Here is a 25,263-nt window from a genome sequence, read left to right on the forward strand (position 1 = left end):
CACGATGAAGTACAGCATCGCTCCGCTGCCCCGCTGGAAGGACCTGGACGGCGGCGAGCCGATCCGGGTCGCCCGCCACTACCGCATCCCCGTCGCGGACGACGAACTCCTCCTGCTGCCCCACGGACGGCCGGGCTGGCTCCGCCTGCCGGCCGCCCTCTACCCGATGCTCGACGCACTGGACGGCACGAGCGTCGCCGACTTCACCGCCTGGCCGGGTTTCCCCGACGCGGCCGGCACCGTGCGGGCGCTCTACGACGCGGGCCTGGTCTTCGTCGGCGGCCGCACGGGCGTCCGCGCCGTACCCGCACCGCGAGGCGACGGTGACGGAGACGGCTCACGTGACGGCGGGTCCGGCGGCGCCGAGCCGCCGACGGCGCTCCTCCTGAAGCTCACCGGCGCCTGCGACATCGCCTGCGACTACTGCTACGACTTCGACAGCGGACGCTGGCCGGGCCGGATGACCTCCGAGGTGGCCAGGCGGCTCATCACCGAATGCCTGGTTCCCGGGCGCCGTCTGACCCTGATGTTCCACGGCGGCGAGCCCATGCTGCGGTTCGGCCAGATCCGCGAGCTCGTGGAGTTCGCGGAACTGCGCGCCACCGAGGTGGGGGCGTCCGTGCACTTCACCGTCCAGACCAACGGCCGGCACTTCACCGAAGACGTCGTCGCGTTCCTGCGCCGGTACGCGTTCACGGTCGGCGTCTCCCTGGACGGGCCGCAGGACATCAACGACCGGCACCGCGTCGACCACCGAGGCCGTGGCACGTTCGCGCGGATCGCCGAGAACTTCGACCGCTTCCCCGAGTTCATGCGCGAGGAGGTCGGCTACATCAGCGTCGTCGGCACCGACACCACACCGGACGAACTCGACCGCGTGTGGGAGTTCTTCCGGAGCATGGGCGTGCACAGCTGGAAGATGCTCCCCGCCGACGCGGAAGGGCGCGCCGACGACAAGCCCGAGACCCAGCGCTTCCGGCAGACGTTCGCCGCCTTCCTCGGCCGACGGCTGACGGAGGTCCTCGACGGCGACCTCGAACCCCCGTACCTCACCAACCTGGTACAGCTGATCGAGCCGTTCCTCACCGTCGAACGCCCCAACATGTGCATGAAAATGCCCTGCGGTGCCTCCAACGACCTGCTGGTCCTCGACGCGGTGGGCTCCGTCCGTGCCTGCGACTGCAGTTACCATCCCGCGTTCCAACTGCTGCCCAGGGCCGCGGTGTCACCCCCACCCGGACGCACGGTCCTGCCGATCGCCGACGGCTCGCTGACCGTACGCAGCCGGAACACCCCGGCGGCGGCGGCCCTGCGCGACCGGGAGCAGTGGCTCCTCAACGACGCGCCGTGCTCCTCCTGCCCCTGGCTGCACCAGTGCGCGGGCACCTGCCCGGCCCGCGCCCTGATCAACAACGGCTCCCTGTACTCGGTGGACGAGCTCGAATGCACGACACGGCTCGCGCTCTTCCCCCGCGTACTGGAGGACGTGTCCCGTCCCGGTTCCGCGCTCCGCGCCTACTACGAGCGGGCGAAGTCCCAGGCGGCGGCCGGCGCACCCGACCTCGCCGCCGCGCCTCCGCGATGAGCATCCGGATCGCCGGCTCCGACTGGGACGTCGCCATGCTGCGGGCACTGGCCGCGCACCCGCCTCCTCCGTACGGCGAAGGGGCGCGGCACCGGTACGCCGTACGACTGCTCGCCGAGACCATCGGCGACGACGTCAAACTGTTCCTCCGGTGCCACGGCGCGCGGTACGCCGCGCGGTGGCGGCACCCCTCCGATCCGTACGTCGCCATGGTGAGCCGACTGGCCGGGTACTACCTGAGCCTGCACGACGTCCTGCGGCACGGACCGCGCGAGGTCCTCCCCGGATGGGACGAGGCCGTCGCCGAAGTGCGCGCGCACATCGGTGCGACGCGCCTCGTCCTGACCACCCAGCTCGGGCACGCGCTGATGGTGCCGCTGCTCGTGGAGGAGGCCACGGGCCGACCGGTCCTGCCGATCGTGCACGACCGGAACCCCCTCGTGCGGGAGATGTACGCGCAGCGGCTGCGACGGGGCGAACCCCTGCTGCTGACGCGGCTCGGGTCCGCCGACATCCGCCGCTGGCTGGGCACGGACGCCGTCATGGTCGCGAATCTGGACACCTGCTACCCCGGCACCCGGCAGGTACGCACCCTGTCGGTGCTCGGCGGCCGGCTGGACGTGCCGACCGGACTGCTGGCCCTGGCGGCACGACGGAACCTCCAGACGCGGGCCGTCGCCGCCCCCGAGGTCGCGGGCCGTATCGCCCCTCGCGTCGGGGACCGGCTGCCCGGTTCCCTCGACGCGGCCCTCGACGCCTACGGCGCGTGGCTGGACCGGTGCGTGAGCGCCGCCCCGGAGCAGTGGATGGCATGGGGCAGCCTCCTCGAACCGCACCCCCACGCACCCGACACATCCCGTGAAACCCCCCGATCGATCGACGAGACCGAAGGAGAAGGCCGTGGAGAACACCTTGGAGAACGCATTGGCGAGCACGCTGGAGCAGGAGGCGGAGCTGACACCGGCGAGGCCCGCGTCGGCGCGGTCATGGAACGGACAGCGGTCCAGCATGATGTCCCGCGCCGCGAACGTACGGCGCATCGACGCCCTGTTCCAGGCCATGGAGACGGATTTTCTGCTGCGTGAGCAGTTCATCACCGGGCCGTCCCGGATCCTGACGGAGTACCTCGACGTCCCGCCCGTATCGGCGGAGCAGGCCGTCTTCACCGACCGGCTCGTGTACGCGGTCTTCGCCAACCCGAAGCTGCTGCAGTGGCTTCAGGACTACGTGCACAGCCACACCGACAGGGTGCCCACCGGTGCGGAGTTCCTCACCGACTTCTGCGGGGCTACGGTGAGTCACGGCGGTCAGGACGTCGTCGCCGCCCTGCTCGAAGGCTGCGCGGCGGAGACCGGCATCCACGGGCTCACCGAGGACCTGCTGCACTACTTCGTCAACCTCCACGCCGCGCACACCCTTTGCGGCGACGAGAACGGCCGCCGGCAGGCCGACTTTCCCGGGGAGTCCCGGGAGGGCGTCGGGATCGAGCCCCGGGGCATCACACCGCTGACCTCCATCACCTGGACCACGTGGATCAGAACCACGCAGGTCGAGGACGCCCATGCGATCGGCGCGGACTTCGCGCCGCCGTATGCCACGGTGACCCTCGACGGTCTCGCCAGGTACGCGGTGGAGCTCCGGGCGCGCGGCGCGCTCGGGCTCGGATGATGCGGGCCCAGGTGCCGCGGGCGGTCGCGTCGTGGGACGCCGGTCCGGTGGTCGCCCGGGTGAGGGCGACCGCCGGCTCCGGCGGTACTGAGGAGGCGGCGCGCGTTCTCGGCGCCGCCCTCCGGGCCGACCCCCAGGACCGTTCGGCCCGGCGCGAGTTGGTGCTCCTGCTGGTGGCCTCGGGGCGCTGGGAGGAGGCGCTGCCGTGGTGCGACGAACCGCGCGCGGGCGCGGGTGCCGACACGGGTGCCGACACGGGTGCCGACACGGCTGTGGGCGCGGATGCGGGTACCGACGACGAGGAGTGGCTTCCCGAAGCGATCACGGTGGCGCTGGAACGTCGCGACTTCCCCCTCGCCGAGGGATGCGCCCTGCTCTTCGCCCGCCTGCGCTGGGGCTCCTCCGACCCCGCCGTGCGGTCGGTCGTCCCGCTGAGCGTGCCCAAACTGCGGCACGACATCGACCAGATGCTCCACCTCCGGCACCTGGGCGTGCTGGGTGCGGAGTACGACCCGGTCGTCGACGCCTACCGGTCGGTGCACGACCGGCTGGCGGCCGACGGCCCCGGGGCACGGGAGCCCCTCGACACCGACGCCAACCGGGCCATCGCGCCCACGTACAACCGTCTCCTGCACGTCCGGGACACCCCGCGCGTGGCGCGCGCCCTGTCCGGCCGCTGGGATCCCGCCACGGTCGAGGAACAGTACGTGGCGAACGCACCCGGCGTGGTGACCGTCGACGACTTCCTCAGCCCGGAGGCGCTGGACGAGCTGTACCGGTTCTGTCTGGAGTCGACGGTCTGGTTCGGCAACCGCTACGACCACGGCCGACTGGGCTCGCTCATGCAGGACGGCTTCGTCTGCCCCCTGCTCACCCAGATCGCCGAGGAACTGCGGGCCGCCCTGCCGCAGCTCATCGGGGACCGGTACCCGCTGCGCCAGATCTGGGGCTTCAAGTGCGGCCCCGACGTACCGGCCGACGTCACCACGCACGCGGACTTCGCCGCCGTCAACGTCAACTTCTGGATCACGCCGGACGCCGCGAACGCCGACGAGCACTCGGGCGGCCTGGTGGTGCACGACGTGGACGCCCCGCTGTCCTGGGGCTTCGACAGCTACAACGGCCGCCAGGACCTGATCCGCCCGTTCCTGCGCAGCCGCGGGGCCCGCAGCATCACCATCCCCTACCGGCAGAACCGGGCGGTGATCTTCAACTCCGACCTCTTCCACGCGTCGGACGCGGTCCGCTTCCGCCCCGGCTACGAGAACCTCCGCATCAACGTGACCATGCTCTACGGCGACCGGGAGGAGGAACTCCACCACCCGCGGCTGTCGGGCCCCGCCACACCGGGTCTCAGACCGGCCTGGCGTTCGGCCGCCCTCGCCCGCACACGAGCGAGGGCGTGACCCGCCCCGAACGGCCCTCATACCGGGCGGACGCGGTTCCGGCGACGGTAGTAGGCGACCGCGAGGGCGAGGGTGACGGGCCCCCACACGGCGGTGGGAGCGATGCACACCGTCGCGAGCGTCTCCCAGGCGTCGTTGGTGTACTCGACGGTGTCGGCGACGCCGTACGCGGTCAGTCTGCGTCCGTCGCCGATCGGAACGGCTGTGAACAGCACGGTGAGGATCAGACCGCCGACGACAGCGGGGACCACGGCTGCCATCGGCCGGACCCGCCTGCCGCCGATGAACGGTATCCAGGCGGGCGCCACCTCGCCCCACCCCCGGACGAGCCCGACGGCCAGGAGCGCGGCCACTTCCGTGAACACGCTGAGCCCGAGCACGTACGGGATGCTCACCCAGTACGGCGGCATTCCGCGCTCATGCACCTGCCCCATCTCGAAGTGGAGGGCGAAGGGCAGCCGCCAGAGACACGACGGCAGCAGCAGGAGCGGCAGCGCGTAGGCGAGGCGCATCGCCCAGCGTGGCACCGGCTGTTCGGTGTCACTGACGGGCGGGGGCGTGTGAAGGAGCTTCGGCGACATGGCTCCACCCTCGTGGAACGGGCGTCACGAGGAATCCTCCCCGCGGACCGGGCCGCTCCGCCGTGTGGGGGAGTGTCCGTCCCCCCGCGAGCACCGGCCTTGGCGAGCACCGTCTCGGGCGGCGTCGTCGACCGGGTGACGTCTGCGCGGTTGCCGCAGTTCGTGCCGCCCGGCCGGCGGTCGGCGGGGTTACGGTCCGCTGCATGAAAGGTGACCGTGGCATGGCCGACGACCCTGGCATGGACGACGACCCTGGCACGGAAGGTGACCCTCGCACCGAAGGCGAACGCAAGGGCTGGCTGCGGTGTCTGCTCGCCGGTGCCGTCTTCGTCGTGTGCATGGCCGGCACCACGTTGCCGACCCCGCTCTACCCCCTCTACCAGGAGAAGTTCGGATTCTCCGAGCTGACCGTGACCGTCGTGTACGCCGTGTACGCCTTCGGGGTCATCGGCGTACTCCTGCTCGCGGGCAACGCCTCGGACACGGTCGGCAGACGGCCCACCCTGCTCTGCGGCCTGGGATTCGCGGCGGCGAGCGCCGTGTGCTTCCTGCTCGCCGACACCGTGGGCTGGCTGTACGCGGGCCGTCTCCTCTCCGGCCTGTCCGCCGGTCTGTTCACCGGCGCCGCCACCGCGTACGTCATGGAACTGGCCCCGGCCGGAGGAGCGTCCCGGGCGACGCTCGTGGCCACGGCCGCCAACATGGGAGGGCTCGGCTGCGGCCCCCTGCTCGCCGGACTGCTCGCGGAGTACGCCCCCGATCCCCTGGTCCTGCCGTTCGCCGTGCACCTCGGCCTGGTGGCGATCTCCGTCGTCGTTCTGCTGTGGCTCCCCGAGACCGTACGGGAAAGGCGAGGTCCGGCCGCCGTACGGCCGCAGCTGCCCGCGCTGCCACCGCAGGTGCGAGCGGTGTTCGTACCGGCCGCGATCGCCGCGTTCGTGGGGTTCGCCCTCTTCGGGGTGTTCACCTCGGTGAGCCCCGCGTTCCTCGCCCGCTACCTGCACGTCGACAATCACGCCGTGAGCGGCCTGATCGTGGCCCTCGCCTTCTTCGCCTCCACGGCCGGACAACTGGCCGTCGACCGCGTCGGAGTGACGCGCTCGCTGCCCCTGGGCTGCGCGGTCCTCTTCGGCGGCCTCGTCCTTCTCGGGGCGGCGCTGTACACGGACCTCCTGGCGCTGGTCGTCCTGGCCGCCGTGGTCGGCGGCGTGGGGCAGGGCCTCGCCTTCCGCGCGGCCCTGTCCTCCGTCGCCGCCGCGGCGCCGCCGGACCGCCGCGCGGCGGTGATCTCGACGCTGTTCGTCGTCGCGTACACCGGCATCTCGATCCCGGTGATCGGCGTGGGCCTGCTGGCCGACCCGCTCGGCCTGGAGGGGGCAGGGCTGGTGTTCATCGCCTGCATGCTGGTGCTCGTCGCCTCCGCCGCGGCGTATCTGATCCGGCGACCGGTACCGGCGAAGGGACCGTGACCGGTGCCGACGACGGGACCGTGACCGGTGCCGACGACGGGACCGTGACCGGTACCGGCGAAGGGACCGCGACCGGTGCGCGGCCGCGACACGCCGGTGTCAGACGGCGACGAAGACGTCCCCGGCGGTGTCGCGGAGGACGAACCCGTTGTCGAGCCGGACGCGGACCCTCACCGGGATCTCCGCCTCCTGGTACGCGATCCACGCGGGTTCCAGGGCGGCGACCTGCTCCTCCAGCTGCGCCCTGCTCCCCGGCGGCATCTGGTGGCCGAAGTCGTCGAGGAGGGACTTGAGCCGTGCGCACTCGCGGACCTCCTTGGTCTCCTGCCGGTCGTCGTCCACCTCCTCGACGGTGCCCTCGGTACCCGCCGCCAGGGCCAGGAAGCCCACGACGGCGGCCGGCTCCGTCGGGGATTCCCCGGCCGGGGCGACCTGCCCCGTCAGGGCGAGCTCCACCGCGAGCTTCACGCGCCCGCCCACTTTCAGCGTCATCGATCCTTCGTCTCTCCGCTCGGCCGGGCCACGACCACGTACGTCCGCGGAACGGCCCGGGGGTGCCATTGTCCCGGGCCGTTCCGGTGCGGAGAGACAGGGGGCTCGTCGCCCCACCGCCGCCCCGTGCGATCAGCAGGCGGGAGGTGTCGTGCCGCCCACCGCGATCCGCAGGTCGGCGCCCTGGGTGCCCACCGAGCACACCGTGACGGCCGCGTCGGCGACCTCGTCCACCAGCGTCCTGCCCACGGCCAGCGGCGCGTCGTCGGTGGTGGACGTCGCCGGTGTCGCGTCCACGAGCCGGTTCTTCACCGTGCCGCCGGCGGTGACGACGCGGACGATGACGCCGTTGACCAGCGGGTCGGTCGCGAGGTAGTCGTCGTAGGGCGGAGTGGCCCGGCGGTACTCCAGGGACAGGACACTGCCGTCGGGGCGGCCGATCCGGAACTCCTGGGTGCCGCTCTCTCCCAGCACGCCCAGCTGATAGCTCCCGGCGGCCGTGACGCGCGGGACCTGGGAGTCCGGCACCCAGCCGGCGAACTGCCGGTAGTCGACCGGGTAGAGGTGCATCCCGCCGCCGCCCATGGTGTCGGTCGGATCGTCGCCCCCGGACACCGTGCACGCGCCGTTCACCGTCGTGACGGCGCCGGCGACCGGACAGGCCTTGAGCGTGTCGGAGTGCTGGAAGCCCAGGGAGTGGCCGAACTCATGCGTCCACATCCACGTCTTGTGCCCCACACCGTTGGAGAGGACCCAGGTGCCGGGCATGGCGGCAAGCCCCTCCCAAGGACACGCCGAGTGGCGGGAGATGTCGACGAACAGGTAGTCGTACGAATCCGGCTCGACGCCCCGCGCCCGCGCGGCGGCCCGTGCGGCGCTCAGGATGGCCGCTGACTCGCACCCGGTCGGGCGCGCCCCGAGGTCGACACCGGTCAGCATGTCTCCCGTGAGATCGAGCGCCCCGCCCGACACCTCCTGGAGATACGTCCGGAGGGACGGCGTGCCCGTCCCCAGGGTCGCCTGCTCGACGGGCCCGGGATCGACCGGCACGGCGTCGTCCCAGTGGGTGGCCATCACCAGCGCCCGCTTCTGACCGGTGACCGGGCGGGCCGGCCAGCCGGTGGAGAAGGCGGCGGCGTTCCAGAGACGCATGGAGGTGTACTCGCCCGCGGCGGGGGTGCAGGCGCCGACCTGGACGGTGTCGTTGCCGCTGAAGGTGCGGAGACAGTCCGCGAGTGCGGCGTCCGTGCGGTACTTGTTCCTGAGGAGGACGTAGCCGTTGCCCTGGTCGACGGCCTTCCAGAGACGCATGGAGGTGTACTCGCCCGCGGCGGGGGTGCAGGCGCCGACCTGGACGGTGTCGTTGCCGCTGAAGGTGCGCAGACACTCCGCGAGTGCGGCGTCCGTGCGGTACTTGTTCCTGACCAGGACGTAGCCGTTGCCCTGGTCGACGGCCTCCCACTGGCGCATGGAGGTGTACTCGCCCGCGGCGGGGGTGCAGGCGCCGACCCGGACGGTGTCGTCGCCGCCGAAGGTGCGGAGACAGTCTCCGAGGCCGGCGTCCGCGCGGTACTTGCTCTTGAGCGGTTGTGCTTGCTGCGCCTGCGCTGTCTGCCGTGTCTCCGGCGAGGGCGCCGCGGTCGCCGGCGTGTAGGAGAACACGGAGACGACCGCGAGAAGTGCGGCCGGTGCGGCCCACGCTCTCACCGAGGTCAGCGGGGCGAACCGTCGTTTCATCTCTCCTCCAAGGGCGTGCTGTCGGATGTGCGGTCGGCAGGAAGTCAGGGAGTCAGGCCGTCAGCGTTTCGCCGTCCGGGAACGTGATCCGGATCCGGTCGTCCGCCCCCCTCTCGCAGTGGATCGCCGCGCGCAGGGCCTCGGGGTGCACCGCGTCCCGGGTCAGAACCACCAGCGTCGCCTGCACGCGCGTGCCGCCCGCGTGCCCGGGATCGAACGGACCGGAGGTCAACAGGTACGGCGTCGCGGAATGCGGACCGAAGGCGTTGGCCTCGACCTCGCGGGCGACCTCGCCCTCCTCGTCCCAGCCGTACAGGCCCACCACCGCACTCGTGAGCCCCGCCTCCGTCCGCGAGAGCGCCCAGCCGGGACCCCGCAGGACGTGCGGCGGTGTGACGTCCGCGACCGCGAACCCGCCCTCGCGCACCCGTACCCCCTCGGGGGTACGCAGCCGGTGCACGCGGATCTCCCAGGGACCGTGCAACAGGCTCGTCGACTCGACGGGGAACTCCTCGTCGTACCCGGGGAGCCGTGCGGTGTGGCGGGACGAGGCCGTGCGCCCCTCGCAGGACACCGGATGGATGCGGCCGCGCCGGGACGGCGTGCCGTCGGCGGCGAGCAGCGCCAGATGACCGTCCACGGTGCGCTCCCACGCGTGGGGGGACGACTCCGGTGCCGTGGCCGTCGAGTACCCGAACTTCGCGTAGTGCGGATCGTCCTCGCCGGGACCGTCGGGCGGGTTGTGGTCGCTGCCGTGGTTGACGAGCCGGACGATGCCGTCGTGCGGGGTGCCGTGCAGCAGCCAGCCGGGGGCCGGAAGCGCCGTGTACTGCGTGCCCTCCTCCACCGGCAGGGGCCGCTCGCGCTCCGTCCACACGGGATGGTCCGCGGGCAGCAGCAGGCCGAGGAAGGCCTTGCTCGCCCAGTACGGGGACGCCGGTCCCGAGTACGGCTGGGTCGTCGGCAGATGGGTGCCGTACCACCCCAGGGGCAGCAGTCCCCGCTCGTCCGGGACGCCGCGCTCCACGAAGTGGCGCGCCGTCCCCGAGGCCAGGCGCCGGGTGAGACCGGGGGCGAGCGGTGTGCAGTCGGCGAGGGCGCCGAGCCACACCGGCGCCGTCGCGGCGAACCGGTACGTCAGCGAACGCCCCTGGTGTACGGGTGCCCCGTCGGCGCCGAAGAACTGCGGGTACGTGGACAGGAACCGGGAGAGGCGCTCCCGGTAGACCGCGCCCCGGCCGCCGTCCCCGTCCGGTCCGGCCATACGGGCCCACAGCAGCGGGTACAGATGCATGGCCCAGCCGATGTAGTAGTCGAAGTTACGGCCGTCGCCGTCGCTGTACCAGCCGTCGCCGACGTACCAGTCCTCGATGCGCTCCAGGCCGCCCTCGATGTCGTCCTTGCTGTGCGGTGCGCCGACCGAGGCCAGGAACTGCTCCGACACCACCTGGAACAGGCGCCAGTTGTTGTCCCAGGTCCGGGCCCCCACGAAGCCGGAGAGCCACTCGACCACCCGCTCCTGGACGGCGGTGTCGAGGGTGTCCCAGATCCACGGGCGTGTCTCGTGCAGACCGATGGCGATGGAGGCCGCCTCCACCATCTGCTGCGAGCAGTCGGTGAGCGCCGGCCAGGCTTCGGGGCCGTCACGCAGCGTGCCCGCTGTCAGACCCTGCGCATACCTTTCGATCAGATGTGGGTCGACCTTTCCGTCCGCACCCGCGATCCGGAAGGAGGCGAGCAGAAATGACCGTGCGTACCCTTCGAGGCCGTCGGAGACGACGCCCGACCAGCTGGTGCGGCCGGGCAGGCGGTACTGCGCGAACCCCGGGGTGGCGTACGGGACGAGCGCCTCCAACTGCCGGTCGGCGAGCGCCTCCCAGTGGGCACGGGTCCAGCCGGTACGGGGGGACAGGACGCGGTCGGTCGGCGGCAGGCGGAGATGGGGTGCGGGCACGAGGGCTCCTTTCGAGAGTCCGGTCGGTCAGAGCGGCTGTCGGACGAGCTCGGTCGTGTGGCTGTGGCCGCGCGAGCCGCCGACCCGGACCGTGAGCACGGTGCGGCCGCCCGGGGTGACGGTGACGGTGTCGTCGGCGCGGACCACGTGGCGGACGCGGAAGGGGAGTTCGACCGTGAGCTCCGTGCCCGTGCGCCCGGGATCGGCGACCGCCACCGACACGTGCCGGCCGGTGCGGCGTACGAGCACGGTGCCGGGCCCCGACAGGGAGACGCCTCCCGCGGTTCCCGTCTGCCAGAAGTGCGCGGCGAGCAGGCCGTGCCGGCGGGCCTCGACGGCCTGGACGGTGGCGTTGTTGGCGACCACGACGACGGGGCGGGAGAGCGACCAGACACCGGTCGCCGCGGCGCTCGCGCCGGGGAGCAGGACGTAGGAGTAGGACGCGGACGAGGGGGAGAGGCCGTGGTCGAACCAGAGGGTCAGGAAGCGACGGGTGATGGGGGTGGTGGTGCCGCCGGTGTCCGCGCCGGTGTTGAGGGCGCGCCAGGTTCCGGTGCGTTCCTCGCGAAGCGCCTGCAAGGAGCCGGTCGCTTCGGTGGCACCGCCCGACAGGCGGGGGAACACGAACCCGCCGAAGCCCTCCAGATGGGCCCAGCGGGCACCCGAGAGGTCGGCCCGCCAGCCCTGCTCGTCGGGCTGCCGCCGCCCGTCGACGGTGAAGCGCTGCCGCCCGTCGGCGTGCAGGTTCCGGTTCTCGACGACCGTCTCGACGGCCCGGCCGTCGCTCGCCGAGATGTCCGCGCCCAGCGCCACGACGGCGTTGTCGAGGAAGAACCACGCCTTCCTCGCCCGCAGCGTGCTGCCCTGCGCCGCCAGTTCCATCGCTGCCGCGCCGAACCGGCCGTCGAGCGCCGCGCCTCCCGCCACGGCGTTCGTGGGGCGGTACGTGCTGGTGCCGGCACTCGTGCCGAGGTCCGCGCGTGCACGGGTGTCCACGGTCGTGCCGGGGAGGCGGTACGGGTCGACGGCCGGCCAGAACCCGTCGCCGAAGGCCGCCGGGTCGTCGCCGTCGTACAGATAGGTCATGCCGTCGCCGGTGTACCAGCCGTGCAGGTTCTCGCCGTTGCCCGCCTCGTACGCGGCGATGCGCCGGGACGACAGGGACAGCGCACAGGCCCAGCCGGGCCGCCGGTGCACCACACGGTCCATGTCGGCGAGGACGAGGTGTCCGGTCGGCCGCTCGGCGGCCCGCACCGCGGGGTCGTCGAGGACGGCCTTGGCTCGGGCGAGCGCCGGAATCCCCACGAGCCCCTCATAGGGCGTCGCTCCGTTGCGGAGGATCCAGCCCTTCGCGAGCGACCGCCAGCGGTCGCCGTGGGCGGCGGGAGCGCCCCCGGCGAGCTGCAGGATGCGGGAGACGGTCACCGCCCCGTCGTCGTGGTCACGGGACCGCTCGCGCGACACCGCCCGGCCACGGACGGCGTCCATCATCACGCCGTCGAAGATCACCGGGGCGAACGACCGCTCCACCGCCTCGTACAGCACGGTCACGGCGGGATCGGACACCGCCCACTCCGACCCCGCGAGCAGTGCGATGAGCTGCCCCGCACCGCCGAGGAGCACGCTGCCGTAGGTGCCGGTGTAGGCGACGCTGCCGTGCTGGACGAACGACCCGTCCTCGTAGAAGCCGTCCCCGGACGTGACGTACCGGAAGAGACTGTTGCGCCCGCCGTCCCGTACGTCGGAGAGGCCGTCGCGGGCGAGGACCAGCGTGGCGGGGTCCCGGGCGAGGAGGCCCCGCAGGGCGACGATGACGGCCTTGTCGGCCCGGTTGGCGCCGGTCTCGGCCAGGGTCGGGATGTTCGTTCGACGATCGGGGTTCGGGCAGAACCGGGCGACGGTGGCGACATAGGCGGCCAAGTCGGCCGGGAGCAGATGCGCACGCAGCAGCACACAGGTGTCCATCAGCGCGCGGGGCGCGCCGATCTCCCAGAACCACCAGTTGCCGGACTCGGCGCGCCCCGGGTGGTAGCCGACGGTGTGCAGGAACCGCAGTCCCTCCAGGAGGGTGTCGAGCACGTCCTGGCGCCCCGTCAGCGAGGTGCCGGGGGTCGCCCAGGCGGTCGCGATCGTGCGCAGCCGCGGGTAGCTCTGGCCGAACATGCCGGGGTCGGACGCGGGGGAGAGATCCGCCCAGAGGGCCGTGCGCCCGTGTGTGCTGACGAACCGCTCCCACCAGGTGGTGGCCTCGGAATCGAGGGCGGCGAGCGCGTCGGCGAAGTCCGGGTCCGCGGGGTCGAAGGTGCCGCCGGTGAGCTCCTGTTCGGCCCGGTCGAGAAGCGTGTCGTAGGGATCGACGGAGTCGGCGGGGCCGTCGGCCGCCGCCGCGGCGGGAAGGGCCGCCGCCATGGGAAGGAAGGAGATGACCGGCGTGGCGCCGGCGAGAGCGAGCAACTGTCGTCTGGGGAGAGCCATGACCGGTAGCGCCTCCTGCTGATCGGCCGAGAATGCGGGGAGGGGGAGGGGGCGGGCGGGGAACGCGTCAGTCGGTGAGGGCGGACGGGTCGACGGCCGGCTGCGGCAGGCCCAGGGCCGCGAGTTCCGCCCGGCCCTGCTCGTCGATGGGGAACGCCCACCGGTTCACGAAGAAGTCGGTGAGGTCCCGGCCGGCCACGCGGCTGGCGTAGAGGGCGAGGTAGCGGTAGCGCTTCGCGGTCTCCGTGTAGTCCGAGGCGGGGTTCTCCTCGCGGACCAGCCGGTGCATCCGCGGCCAGAAGTCGGCCCCGAAGGCAAGCTCCAGCTGGCGCAGCGGCACGAGCTTCTCGTACGCCCCGAAGGACTTCTCGTACACGAGGCCGGGTCCGCCGAGCTTGGGCAGGGCCGACTGGAAGGGGGTGAGGCCGGTCTTCGAATCGGGCAGGAGGAGGTTCGAGGTCTGACCCAGGGCGCGCTGCACCGCGAGGGAGTAGATGTTCACGGTGACCTCGGTGAGGCCGGTCGGCTTGTAGGCCATCTGCTGGTGGGCGTGGCCGAGTTCGTGGTACAGGCCCCAGCCGCGGGTGCGCAGGCCCTGCACGGTGGTGGCCCGGTCCAGGTAGGCGCGCGGGAAGCCGTTGTAGGCGTGGGTGGCGAAGGCGCCGACCCCGGCCGGGACCACCGACACCTCGGTGAAGTGGAAGCGGCCGGACTTCGGCCGGTGCAGCGGCGAGGAACCGTCGAGGCCGCTGATGTCCTGCTCGGCCCGGACGATCTCTTCGAGCAGCGACAGAAGCGCCGCGTGGTCCTCGCCGCGGTGGAGGAGGGCGCCGTCGCGGGTCAGCGTGACGAGGGTGCGCGGGCCGTGGAGTTCGACCACCGGGACGTCGGTGAGGGTGTCCAGCTGTCGCTGGAACTCCGCCTCCCCGGTGCGACCGAGCGTGAAGACGGGCATCGGGCGGTACCCGTCCTTGAACCGTACGCCGGCCCGCTCGCCGCGTCCTTCCAGGGTGAAGTACACCGGTCCACCGTGCGGATCGGTCACGGTGTTGCTGCCGGGCTTGAGCGTGTACCTGCGGGGTTCCTTGAGCGTGCCGTAGTAGTCCCAGTGGCCGATCCACAGGGCCGGCACGAGCCCGTCGAACGGCAGGACGTCGAACCGCAGCGGGCTGTTCGCGGTGGCGTACCGGCCGGTGGGCTGGAACTCGCTCGCCCGCAGGGCGGACGCGAGGCGCAGCCGCTCGGCCTCGGCGGAAGGGCGTGCCGTCAGGGCGACCGTCGGCCCGCCGTGGGCGTGGGCCGTACCCGATCCGACGGCGAGCGCGGCACCGGCCGCGGTCATCGTGGCGAGAACCGAACGACGGGACGGGGCGGAGCGATGCGAAGGGGAGGGGACGGTGGAGGGGGAGGGAAGCGAGGAAAGCGGGGGAATCTGCATGGTTGTCGTCTCCTGGGGGCGAGGAGGTGCAGAAGGCGGGGTGTGCGCATCCCGGAGGCAGCCCTGTCTCGGCTCGGAACGGGGCGCGAGGTGCACGGCGCGAGGCTCGGGGAGCTGCGCGCCAGCATGTAAGCGTTTGCTGTCCGTCCGCAAGGGGTCAGGGCGTGTTTCTGTTCGTTACTGCGTCAACAGGCTCTCGTACACGCGCAATCGCTCAGGATCGACGGCGTTTCGCGGTGCGCGGCGGCGCCACCGAGTCGCGGACGACGATATGGGTCCCGAGCCGCAGGGTGCCGGTGGTCGGCGCGCGCCAGTCGTCCTCGTCGCCCCCGTCGACGGCGACCCGCACCGCCTGCCGCCCCAGCTCCTCCAGCGGTACGTGGACGGTGGTGAGCCGCGGCCGCAGTTCCTGGGCGACGGGCACGTCGTCGTATCCGACCAGGGAGACGTCCTGCGGAACGCCGATCCCGGCCTCCTCCAGGGCCTGGGCGGCACCGGCGGCGACGATGTCGTTCGCGGCGAAGACGGCCGTGAACCGCAGCCCCTCCCGGAGCAGCTCGTTCATCCGCCGGTAGCCGAAGGCGCGGCTGAACGCACCCGGCTGCTCCAGCTCCGGGTCGTGGGCGACCCCGCGCAGCTCCAGGGCGCGCCGGTGCCCGGCGATCCGGTCCCGGGTGGTGGAGAGCCCGGGAGGGCCGCCGAGGTAGAGGATCCGCTCGTGCCCCTGCGTCAGGAGGTGATCGGTGATCGCGAAGGCGCCGCCCTCGTTGTCGTACTCCACGCCGACCGTGGGCACGCCCTCGCCGAGCGAGGGCCGGCCGCAGAGAACCAGCTTGGAGCCTCCGGCGTCCAGGTCGTGGGCGCGCCGGGCGAGTTCGGCCCGGTAGGTACGGTCGGCGACGCTGCCGCCGACGAGGATCACGGCGTCGGCGCGACGCTCGTGCATGAGCTCGATGAAGGCGAGTTCGCGCTGGGGGTCGCCCTGGGTCGTGCAGACCAGGCAGAGCCGGTCGCCCGCCGCCGCCTCGCGCTCCACACCGCGCGCGATGTAGGCGTAGAAGGGATCGACGACATCGCTGATGATGATGCCCACCGTGCGGCCGGAGACCCCGGCGAGGGCGCGGGCATGCGCGTTGACCACATAGCCGAGCCCCCGCATGGCGGCCTCGACGCGCTCGCGTGTGGCGGCCGCGACCGGGTAGTTGCGGTTCATCACACGGGACACCGTCGCCGTGGACACCCCCGCGAGGCGCGCCACGTCCACGACCGTCGCTCGGCGCTGTCCGGCCGCCGTCGAATCCTGCCGGGACATCCGGTCCTCCCCCTGGAGCGTCTGGTCGTCACTGTGCGGGCCGGTCGGCGGCCTTCCCCGGAGGGTACGGCCCGCCGGCTCCCGGGCCTTGCTCCGCCCGGTGCCTCCGGACGGACGGTCCCGCCCCGCGTCGGGCCCCCAGCCTAGGCCCTGTCCTGGAGTGCGGTCGGGGCTGCGGTCGGGGCTGCGCTCGGGTACGGGACCGGGAGCGGCGCCGGGGGCCGTGCCGGCGGCGTGGTCGGGCCGCCCGGTCATGCGATCCGCTCCAGGTCCGACAGGAGTACGGCGTGGTGGAGCGGGACCCCGCGCGCGTAGCGGTCGAGTTCGTCGACGGCGAGCGCCCCGAGCCGCCCCGCCTCGTTGCCCTGGGCGCCGGCCAGGTGCGGGGTGATGAAGACGTTCGGCAGGTCCCACAGCGGGTGGTGCCGGGGGAGCGGCTCCGGGTCGGTCACGTCCAGGACGGCGTCGATCCGGCCGCTGACCAGGTGTGGGACGAGCGCCTCGGTGTCCACGAGCGGGCCGCGCGCGGTGTTCACGAGCAGGGCGCCGGGGCGCAGGAGCGCGAGGCGCCGCTCGTCGAGGAGATGGTGGGTGTCGGGGGTGGCGGGCGCGTGCAGGGTCACCACGTCGCTGGTGGCGACGAGGGTGTCCAGGTCGGTGCCGGTAGCCCCCAGTTCCCGCGCCTCGGCGGGGCTCACGTACGGGTCGTGCAGGAGCACCTCGGCGTCGAGGGTGCGCAGCAGCTCGACGACGCGTCGCCCGATGCGGGAGGCGCCGACCACACCGACCGTGATGCCGTGGGTGCCGAGCCAGTGCAGCCGGTCCAGATCGGCCGTGGTCCGGTGCGACCGGCGGGTGCGGAAGAGCTGGGCGAGCGGGAAGGCCCGCTTGGCGCCGAGGATGATCGCGGCGAGCGTGAACTCGGCGACCGGGACGGCGTTGGCGGCGGCGGCCGAGGAGACGGTGATCCCGCGTTCGTAGGCGGCGCTGCTCAGGAAGGTCTTCACGGTGCCCGCCGAGTGGATCACCGCGCCGAGCCGGGGGGCGCGGTCCAGGACGTCCGCGCCGACGGGCGGGCAGCCCCAGCCCGTCAGGAGCACCTCGCAGTCGGCGAGCGCGGCCGTCGCCGCGGGGCTGTCGAACTCCTCCACGGGGAACGGAAGCCGCAGGTCGGCGGCGTCCTCCAGGCGGGCTCGCACGACGGGCGGGAAGACGTCGTCGAGCAGCGCGGGATCCATGGCGAGGAGCGTCCGCGGGCGGCGGGGGAGCGTGGGCGCCCCGCCGTTCACGTCGGGCCGTGCCGACGGTTCGTCAGAGGTTCGCACCATGCCTCCGGATAGTAAACGTGTACTACAGATGACTGCGCACGCTAGGGACAGATGCCCTGGACCGTCAAGCAATCCCCCGTTGGCAGCCAGGAATTGGCCACCACGCAGCCCGAATGGCCAAGAATCAGGCCCAGTTGCCCCGGTCGAATCGCGAACGGATCCACACTCGCTCTTGACGCCTGGGTTAACCGCTTACTACGTTGCCGCCGCAGAACGTCACTTCGACTTCCCTGCGCCACCAGCCGAACAGGACTCCTCCATGGCTGACACAGCAACCCCGCTGCCCCGGAAGGGCCGGCGGCAGGACGCCGGGGCGACGGCACCGCCCGTCGCCCTCCGCGGGAAAGCGACCCTCTGGCAGCGGATCAAGCGCGACAAAGTCATGCTGCTGCTCTGCCTGCCGGGTCTGCTCTACTTCCTCGTCTTCCACTACGTACCGCTGCTCGGATACATCACGGCGTTCCAGGACTACCAGCCGTACCTCGGGTACGCGGACAGTGCCTGGGTGGGCCTGAGCAACTTCACGACGGCCTTCGCCGAACCGGCCTTCTGGTCGGCGGTCCGCAACACGCTGACCATCGCCCTCGTCGAGCTGGTCTTCTTCTTCCCCCTGCCGATCGCCCTCGCGCTCCTGCTCAACAGCGTCGTCAGCGACAGGCTCCGCCGCTTCGTGCAGAGCGTGGTCTATCTGCCGCACTTCATCGGCTGGGTCATCATCGTCTCGATCTTCCAGCAGGTCCTCGGCGGCGCCGGCGTCCTGCCCGAGCTGCTCGACTCGGCCGGCCTGCCCCGGTACGACATGATGAGCGACCCGGACGCCTTCCCCTGGCTGCTCACGCTCCAGCTGGTCTGGAAGGACGCGGGCTGGGGCACGATCATCATCCTCGCCGCGCTGCTCACCATCGACCGGCAGCAGTACGAGGCGGCCGCCATCGACGGCGCGGGCCGGATCCGGCGCCTGTGGCACGTCACCCTGCCGGGCATCGCGCCCGTCGTCATCCTGCTGCTCATCCTCAACCTCGGCCAGATCCTCTCGGTCGGCTTCGAGCAGATCCTGCTCCAGCGCGACGCCGTCGGCCCGGAGGCCGGCGAAGTCCTCGACACCTACGTCTACTTCCACGGCATCAAGGACGGCGACTGGGGCGTCTCGGCGGCCGTCGGCCTCGTCAAGGCGGTGGTCGGCACGATCCTCGTCCTCGGCGCCAACAAGCTCGCCCATCGCTTCGGCCATGAAGGGATCTACCGTGGCGCCGATCGCTGAGACCTCCCGCGGCGCCGACAGCTCCCGCGGCGCCGACAGCTCCCGCGGCGCCGACACCGCCCGTGCCACGGAGACGGCCGGCGTCGCGGACACCACCCGCCTCGCCGAGACCCCCCGCGCCCCCGGGACCGCGCCGCGCGCCGCCGGGACCGCGCCGCGCGCCGCCGGGAAGAACCGCCGTACCGCCGACGGCCGCCCGCCGTGGATGGAACGGCCGACCCGCATCGGCCTGGCCGCCAAGGGCCTCGCCCTCACCCTCGTGGTGGCGGCCGTCGCCTACCCCCTCCTCGGGGTCATCGGCACCAGCTTCGCCTCCCAGAACGACATCATCAGATCCGCGGGCCTCGTCCTCTGGCCCGACCACCCCACCCTGGACGCGTACCGCACGATCTTCACCGGCGGTGTCGTCACCCGCGCGCTCCTCGTCAGCATCGGCGTCACGGTCGTCGGAACCGGCTGCGCCCTGCTCCTCACCATCGGCATGGCCTACGGTCTGTCCCGGCGCGACGTCGTCGGCTCCCGCGTCATCCTGATGACCGCGCTCTTCACGATGCTCTTCAACCCGGGCGTCATCCCGAACTTCCTGCTCGTCAACGAACTCGGCCTCTACGACACCTTCGCCGCCCTGGTCATGCCGACCCTGGTCAGCGCCTTCAACCTGGTCGTCCTCCGCTCCTTCTTCATGAACCTCCCCGAAGAGCTGTACGACGCCGCGAAGGTGGACGGCGCGGGCGACCTGCGCATCCTCCTGCAGGTCGTACTGCCGCTGTCCAAGGCCGTCATCGCCGTCGTCAGCCTCTTCTACGCGGTGACGTACTGGAACGCCTTCTTCAACGCCATGCTCTACCTCGGCGACAGCGAGAAGTGGCCCCTGCCGATGGTGCTCCGCACCTTCGTCCTCCAGGGCCAGAGCCTCGACAGCGCCGTCGCAGGCGAGGCCGTCGCTCCCCAGCAGTCGGTCCAGATGGCCGTGCTCGTCGTGGCCGTCCTCCCCATCCTCTGCGTCTACCCCTTCCTGCAGCGCTACTTCACCAAGGGTGTGCTCACCGGCGCCATCAAGGGCTGACCCACCCCACGTCGCAAAGGGCTGACCCACGCCCCTCGTCACAGGAGTCCCCATGTCCCGGTCTTCCCGGTCTTCCCGGTCCTCCCTGTCCACTCCCTCCCTCCCGCTCGACCGCAGAACACTCCTCCGCCTCGGGGCCGGCGTCGGCCTGGGCGTCGCCGCCGCACCGCTGCTCACCGCATGCGGGGGCAGCGGGGCCGCGACGGAGAAGGCATCGGTCAAGAGCGGCTCGCTCCTGCCGAACACGATCCTGCGCGACCTCGGCATCACCCCCGACCACCCCGGCACCGCACAGGGCGTCCCCCAGGGATTCAGCCGGTACCCGGCCAAGCCCGTCCGCTCGGTCCCGGGCACTCCGCTCAAGGGGGCCAAGGCCATCACCGCCTCCCTGGAGACGTTCAAGCCGCCCGCCCCCGGACGCGACCGGAACGCCGCCTGGCAGGAGATCGAGAAGCGGCTCGGCACCACGGTCGACATCCAGGCCGTCGCCGCCGACGACTGGCCCACCAAGTTCTCCACCATGGTCGCGAGCGACACCCTCACCGACATCTTCATGTACCCGGAGACGGGCGGCGTCGACCACAAGGCCGCGTTCCTCGCCGCCAAGTGCGCCGACCTCACCCCGTACCTCTCCGGCGACAGGATCAAGGACTACCCGAACCTCGCGGCGATCCCGAAGGGCGCCTGGCAGGGCTCCATCTACGGCGGCAAGCTGTACGGCATACCGATCGCGCGCGCCGGCACCGGCGGCGCCGGGTACTACCGCCACGACCTGTTCGCCGCGGCCGGGGTCACCAGCCTCGACCAGATCGACGATGTGGACCGCTTCTTCGAACTGTGCAAGGAGCTGACCCGCCCCAAGGGGAAGCAGTACGCCATCGCCGCCGGCGTCACCACCCTGATCGCCATGTCGTACGGCGCCCCCTACTACTGGCGCATGGACGCCACGACCGGGAAGTTCACCCTCGACCTGGAGACGGACGAGTACCGGGCCGCGATCGAGATGGCGGCCAAGCTGTACAAGGCAGGCTGTTACTACCCGGGCACCGTGCAGATGTCGGGCGCCCAGAAGGCCCAGTACACCGACCTGTTCAAGAACGGCCGCGCCGCCTACGTCTTCGACGGCTGGCCCGCCTACCTCACCCCCAGCACCGGATACCTCGACGCGATGGCCGCGATCGACCCCACGTACGACGTCCGCCCGATGACGCCGATCGGCAAGGACGCCGTCGCCTGGAACAACAACGCACGGCTCAGCGAGTCCTTCGTCAGGAAGGCCGACGCCGGCCGCGTCAGGGAGATCCTCCAGCTCGCCAACTGGGTGGCCGCGCCGTTCGGTTCCGAGGAGTACACCCTCCTCGCCTACGGAGTCGAGGGCACCGACCACGAACGGGACGGCAAGGGCGCACCCATCCTCACCGAGCAGGGCAGCCAGGACGTCGCCGTCCCCTGGCAGCTGATGGCCTCGGCCACGCCCGCCCTCTACTCCGCCACCAACGCGCAGGGCGTCAAGCACCTCCACGACGCGTACGCGCGGCTCATCCCCAAGATGACCCCCGACCCCACGTCCAGCTACTCCTCGCCGACCTGGGACTCCAAGTCGTCCGGCACCCTCAACACCCTCAAGGGCGACTGGATCAAGGACATCGTCACCGGCCGCAAGCCCATGAGCAGCTACGACGGCCTCGTCAAGGAGTACCGCGCCAAGGGCGGCGACCAGGCCCGCCGCGAGTTCGAGGAAGCAGCCCAGAAGGGAACGAAGCAGTGACCCGCACCCTGCGCGCAGCCGTCGCCACCGTCGCCGCGACGGCCGCGCTCGCCGTCGCCGTCCCCGCGCACGCCGACCCCTCTCACGCCGGTTCCTTCGACCCCGGGCCCGGCGCGCCCGGAGCCGGGGACCCGCTGTTCCCCACGCTCGGCAACGGCGGGTACGACGTACGGCACTACGACCTCTCCTTCGACTTCACCCCGGTCACCTACGACTTCACCGGCAGCATGAAGATCAGCGCCCGGGCCACCCAGGACCTGTCCTCGTTCAACCTCGACATCGACTCCCTCGCCATCGACGCCGTCACCGTCGACGGCAAGGACGCCGCCTGGGCCGTCTCACCCGGCAGCAGCGGCCAGGAGCTCACCGTCACCCCCGAGGGCGGTCTGCGCGATCACCGCCCCTTCGAGGTGACCGTCGCCTACCACGGCAACGGCAAGACCAAGCCGATCGGCGCCCCCGGCTGGCGCCTCATCAGCGACGGCGGCTTCGCCTCCGCCGCCCAGGCCTCCCGCGCCGACACCTTCGCCCCCGTCAACGACACCACCATGGACAAGGCGAGCTGGACCTTCCACCTCACCGCGCCCGACGGCTACACGCCCGCAGCCAACGGCACGGCCACCGGCACCCGCCCGGCCGGCCCAGGAAGGACCACCTGGGACTTCCGGCTCGACGCGCCCATGGCCCCCGAACTCCTCGGCATCTCCGTCGCCCGCCAGACCGTCCTGACCGGACGGGGCCCGCACGGCATCACGCTCCGCCACTACGTCCCCGAGGACCAGGTCGCCACGTACCGGCCGATCGTCGAGCGGACCGCCGGGCAGATCACCTGGCTGGAGAACACCCTCGGCGTCCGGTACCCCTTCGACACCTACGGGATGCAGATCGTCCGCGACGGCTACGGCGACGCCCTGGAGAACCAGACCCTGTCGCTCTTCGGGCCGAACTGGTTCAAGAACGCCGCCACCTCCACGACGTACACCAACGTCATGATCCACGAACTGACCCACCAGTGGTTCGGGGACTCGGTCACCCCCACCACCTGGCAGAGCGCCTGGCTCAACGAGGGCCCGGCCGTCTACTACGCGGCCCTCTGGGCCGACCAGCAGGGCACCGCCTCGATGCGGGACAAGATGAAGGCGGCGTACACCAAGCTGGACGCGGTCCGGAAGACCGACGGTCCGCCCGGACTGCCCACCGCGCTCGGCGGCTTCAACATCTACGACGGCGCCGCCGTCGTCCTCTACGCCCTCCACCAGCAGGTCGGACAGGAGGAGTTCGACGCGATCACCACCTCCTGGCTGAGGAAGCACCGCAACAGCAACGCCGACTCCCAGGACTTCATCGACAACGCCGTCCGCGTCACGCACGACAGCTCCCTGCGGCCTTTCCTGGAGGAATGGCTCTTCAGCACGGAGAACCCGCCCATGCCCGGACACCCGGACTGGGTGTGAGCGCGATGAAGCGGACCCGTGTCCTGACTGCCCTGGCCGCCCTGACAGCGCTGGCCGCGGGCTGTCTCACGAGCGTGCGGCCGGCGGCGGCCACGGACGAGACGGCACCCAAAGTGCTGCATGCCGCACCCGACGGCTCGGGAACGCGGTGCAGCACCGGCCACCCCTGCTCCCTCACCGGCGCACGGGACGCGGCGCGCCGGATCGAAGGCCGTGACATACGCATCGAACTCGACGACGGCACCTACGCGTTGACCCAGCCGCTGGCCCTGGGCGGAGAGGACTCCGGCCGCGGTGGCCACACCGTCACCTGGACCGCCGCCGACGGCGCCGACCCGGTCCTCTCCGGCGGACGCGCCCTGAACGGCTGGGCCGAGAACCCCGACGGCACCTGGACCACCGGCGTCCCCGACGGAGTCACCCCGCGCCAGATGTTCGTCGACGGAGTCCGGGCTGTCCGGGCGAGGGGCGGATCCTGCCCGGCCTCCGTCTGCGACGCGACGAAGACGGCCATGACGGGCGCCCTGGCCACCGGTATCGCGCACTGGGCCCGCCCCACCGACGCCGAGGCCGTCATCAGCGTCCGCTGGCGCAACTACCACTGCCGCATCACCGGCGTCGACGGGGACCTGCTGACCTTCGCCCAGCCGTGCTGGTCGAACTCCGCCTCCGGAACGGACCGCACGGGGCCCGCCTGGGACACGACGACCGTCGACTCCACCCGCTACACGAAAGTGGCCCGCTTCGAGAACGCGGCCGAACTCATCGACGAGCCAGGCGAGTTCGTCTGGAACTCCGCGCTGCGGACGATCACGTACCTCCCCCGCCACGGCGAGGACATGCGCCGCGCGCGGGCCGTCACTCCCGCCACCGAGCAGCTGCTCGTCCTCGACGGCGCCCACGACGTGCGCATCGAGCGCCTCGCCCTTCGGTACGCGGCCTGGGACCAGCCGAACACCGGCGACGGGTACGCCGGCACGCAGGCCGGACTCACCCTCACCGGAGCCACGGGTCCCGTGGACCACGCGGGCCGCCACTACACCAAGCCCGCCGCCGCCCTCACCGTACGCGGAGGCCGTGGCGTCGTCGTCGACCGCGTGGACTTCAGCCGGCTCGGCGGCGCCGGGCTCGTCCTGGAGGACGGCACCAAGGACTCCACGGTCACCCGCTCCCGCTTCACCGACCTGTCCTCCGGTGCCGCCTACGTCGGCGACACGGAACCCCTGCCCGACGACGAGCGAGCGGGCGAGCGGAACACCCTCTCGTACAACACGATCCGGCGCACGGGCGTCGAGTACACCGACTCCGTCGGCATCTGGGCGGGATACGAGGCCGAGCTCACCGTCGACCACAACACCCTCGCGGACCTGCCGTACTCCGGCATCTCGGTCGGCTGGGGATGGAACCAGCCGGAGGCCCGCACCTCCGTCCTCCGCGACAACCGGATCACCGCGAACCGCATCACCGACGTCATGCGGGTGACGGACGACCAGCACGACGGCGGCGCCGTCTACACCCAGGGCGCCCAGCCGGGCACGATCGTCTCCGGCAACTACATCAACCGCAGCGCCTACGGAAACACCGAGCGTGATGGAAACGGCATCTACCTCGACGAACAGTCCAGTCACATCCGCGTGGAGGGCAACGTGATCACCCGCGTCGGCTACAAGTGGGTCTCCAACTGGGCCGACTACGGAATCGACAACCACGCCACCGGCAACTGGACCGACACCGCCGCACCCGCCCTCACCGGCACCGGCTCGACGACGACCGACAACCACACCTCGCTCGACGGGCTCCCCGCCGAAGCCCTGAAGGTGGCCCGCGCGGCGGGCGCGGACGGCCGGGGGACCGTCGAACGACTCCGCCCCGACCTGGCCCGGTCGGCCACGGTGACCCAATCCTCGACCGACGGCGCCGCCATCGCCGGGTACGCCGTCGACGGCGACACCACCACCGACACCCGCACCCTCTCCGAGCCGGGCGCCTGGTGGCAGGCCGACCTCGGAGCCGTACGGCACGTCGGTCAGGTCGAGCTGTGGAACAACACCTCCATGACGACGGCGGACGTCGACGTCCAGCTGGCCGCGTCACCCGACTTCAGCGACGCGACGACGGTGCACGTCACCGGGAAAGCGCTCCGGCCCACCCTGCTGACCACCGACACGGAAGCCCGCTACCTGAGGATCGTGCAGCGTGGCACGGGCCGCGTGGCCCTCGCCCACGTCCTGATCCATCCGTGACGCGCGACCGACCCACAGGCTGCCTC

General features: G+C 71.9%; 18 protein-coding genes. 10 read left to right on the forward strand and 8 right to left on the reverse strand.

The window, feature by feature from the left end; translation table 11 throughout:
- Positions 1–4: 4 nt before the first annotated feature.
- Genes OG514_RS29615 through OG514_RS29630 form a run of 4 tightly spaced genes read left to right on the forward strand, consistent with a single transcriptional unit; the run spans position 5 to position 4,659 of the window.
- On the forward strand, positions 5–1,585 hold the full coding sequence (locus OG514_RS29615; RefSeq protein ID WP_266900036.1) for a radical SAM protein: 1,581 nt from the start codon (positions 5–7) through the stop codon (positions 1,583–1,585).
- A complete protein-coding gene (locus OG514_RS29620) occupies positions 1,582–2,670 on the forward strand; it encodes a hypothetical protein (RefSeq protein ID WP_266900037.1) in 1,089 nt (362 codons plus the stop codon). The genes OG514_RS29615 and OG514_RS29620 overlap by 4 nt, the downstream gene beginning before the upstream one ends.
- Positions 2,645–3,253, forward strand: coding sequence for a hypothetical protein (locus OG514_RS29625; RefSeq protein WP_266900038.1), 609 nt, complete (start codon positions 2,645–2,647; stop codon positions 3,251–3,253). The genes OG514_RS29620 and OG514_RS29625 overlap by 26 nt, the downstream gene beginning before the upstream one ends.
- An 11-nt stretch (positions 3,254–3,264) precedes the next feature.
- A complete protein-coding gene (locus tag OG514_RS29630) occupies positions 3,265–4,659 on the forward strand; it encodes a M48 family metallopeptidase (protein ID WP_266900039.1) in 1,395 nt (464 codons plus the stop codon).
- A gap of 17 nt (positions 4,660–4,676) precedes the next feature.
- Here OG514_RS29630 and OG514_RS29635 read toward each other — a convergent pair whose 3' ends face one another.
- Positions 4,677–5,240, reverse strand: coding sequence for a hypothetical protein (locus OG514_RS29635; RefSeq protein ID WP_266900040.1), 564 nt, complete (start codon positions 5,238–5,240; stop codon positions 4,677–4,679).
- 221 nt (positions 5,241–5,461) lie between these two features.
- On the opposite strand from OG514_RS29635, the gene OG514_RS29640 reads away from it, so the two are divergent.
- On the forward strand, positions 5,462–6,709 hold the full coding sequence (locus tag OG514_RS29640) for an MFS transporter (protein ID WP_266900041.1): 1,248 nt from the start codon (positions 5,462–5,464) through the stop codon (positions 6,707–6,709).
- Between the two features lie 99 nt (positions 6,710–6,808).
- On the opposite strand, the gene OG514_RS29645 is transcribed toward OG514_RS29640, so the two are convergent.
- The 7 genes from OG514_RS29645 to OG514_RS29675 all read right to left on the reverse strand — a co-directional run bounded on the left by OG514_RS29645 (position 6,809) and on the right by OG514_RS29675 (position 17,355).
- Positions 6,809–7,201 (reverse strand): hypothetical protein, encoded by a 393-nt coding sequence (locus OG514_RS29645; RefSeq protein WP_266900042.1) that lies wholly within the window; start codon positions 7,199–7,201, stop codon positions 6,809–6,811.
- A 132-nt stretch (positions 7,202–7,333) separates the two neighbouring features.
- A complete protein-coding gene (locus OG514_RS29650; RefSeq protein ID WP_266900043.1) occupies positions 7,334–8,938 on the reverse strand; it encodes a hypothetical protein in 1,605 nt (534 codons plus the stop codon).
- A 52-nt stretch (positions 8,939–8,990) separates the two neighbouring features.
- Positions 8,991–10,892 (reverse strand): DUF2264 domain-containing protein, encoded by a 1,902-nt coding sequence (locus tag OG514_RS29655; RefSeq protein WP_266900044.1) that lies wholly within the window; start codon positions 10,890–10,892, stop codon positions 8,991–8,993.
- Between the two features lie 27 nt (positions 10,893–10,919).
- Positions 10,920–13,367 (reverse strand): polysaccharide lyase 8 family protein, encoded by a 2,448-nt coding sequence (locus OG514_RS29660; RefSeq protein ID WP_266900045.1) that lies wholly within the window; start codon positions 13,365–13,367, stop codon positions 10,920–10,922.
- Positions 13,368–13,434: 67 nt separating this feature from the next.
- On the reverse strand, positions 13,435–14,709 hold the full coding sequence (locus tag OG514_RS29665; RefSeq protein WP_266901006.1) for a M60 family metallopeptidase: 1,275 nt from the start codon (positions 14,707–14,709) through the stop codon (positions 13,435–13,437).
- Between the two features lie 310 nt (positions 14,710–15,019).
- Positions 15,020–16,117, reverse strand: coding sequence for a LacI family DNA-binding transcriptional regulator (locus tag OG514_RS29670; RefSeq protein WP_266901007.1), 1,098 nt, complete (start codon positions 16,115–16,117; stop codon positions 15,020–15,022).
- A gap of 251 nt (positions 16,118–16,368) precedes the next feature.
- Positions 16,369–17,355 (reverse strand): hydroxyacid dehydrogenase, encoded by a 987-nt coding sequence (locus OG514_RS29675; RefSeq protein WP_266901008.1) that lies wholly within the window; start codon positions 17,353–17,355, stop codon positions 16,369–16,371.
- Positions 17,356–17,704: 349 nt separating this feature from the next.
- Between OG514_RS29675 and OG514_RS29680 the strand changes: the two genes are divergently transcribed.
- The 5 genes from OG514_RS29680 (at position 17,705) to OG514_RS29700 (ending at position 25,237) form a co-directional block, all read left to right on the forward strand.
- The gene (locus tag OG514_RS29680; protein WP_266900046.1) at positions 17,705–18,706 is read left to right on the forward strand and encodes a sugar ABC transporter permease; all 1,002 of its coding nucleotides are present in this window, start codon (positions 17,705–17,707) and stop codon (positions 18,704–18,706) included.
- A 205-nt stretch (positions 18,707–18,911) separates the two neighbouring features.
- Positions 18,912–19,772: a carbohydrate ABC transporter permease gene (locus OG514_RS29685; RefSeq protein WP_266901009.1), complete on the forward strand. Its 861-nt coding sequence runs from the start codon at positions 18,912–18,914 to the stop codon at positions 19,770–19,772.
- A gap of 52 nt (positions 19,773–19,824) precedes the next feature.
- Positions 19,825–21,540, forward strand: coding sequence for an extracellular solute-binding protein (locus OG514_RS29690; protein ID WP_266900047.1), 1,716 nt, complete (start codon positions 19,825–19,827; stop codon positions 21,538–21,540).
- Entirely contained in the window at positions 21,537–22,994 is a 1,458-nt protein-coding gene (locus tag OG514_RS29695; protein ID WP_266900048.1) for a M1 family metallopeptidase, read from the forward strand. The genes OG514_RS29690 and OG514_RS29695 overlap by 4 nt, the downstream gene beginning before the upstream one ends.
- A gap of 5 nt (positions 22,995–22,999) precedes the next feature.
- Complete coding sequence (locus OG514_RS29700) at positions 23,000–25,237, forward strand: right-handed parallel beta-helix repeat-containing protein (protein WP_266900049.1); 2,238 nt, start codon at positions 23,000–23,002, stop codon at positions 25,235–25,237.
- Positions 25,238–25,263 lie beyond the last annotated feature (26 nt).

Source organism: Streptomyces sp. NBC_00572 (assembly GCF_026341815.1).
Taxonomy (GTDB): domain Bacteria; phylum Actinomycetota; class Actinomycetes; order Streptomycetales; family Streptomycetaceae; genus Streptomyces.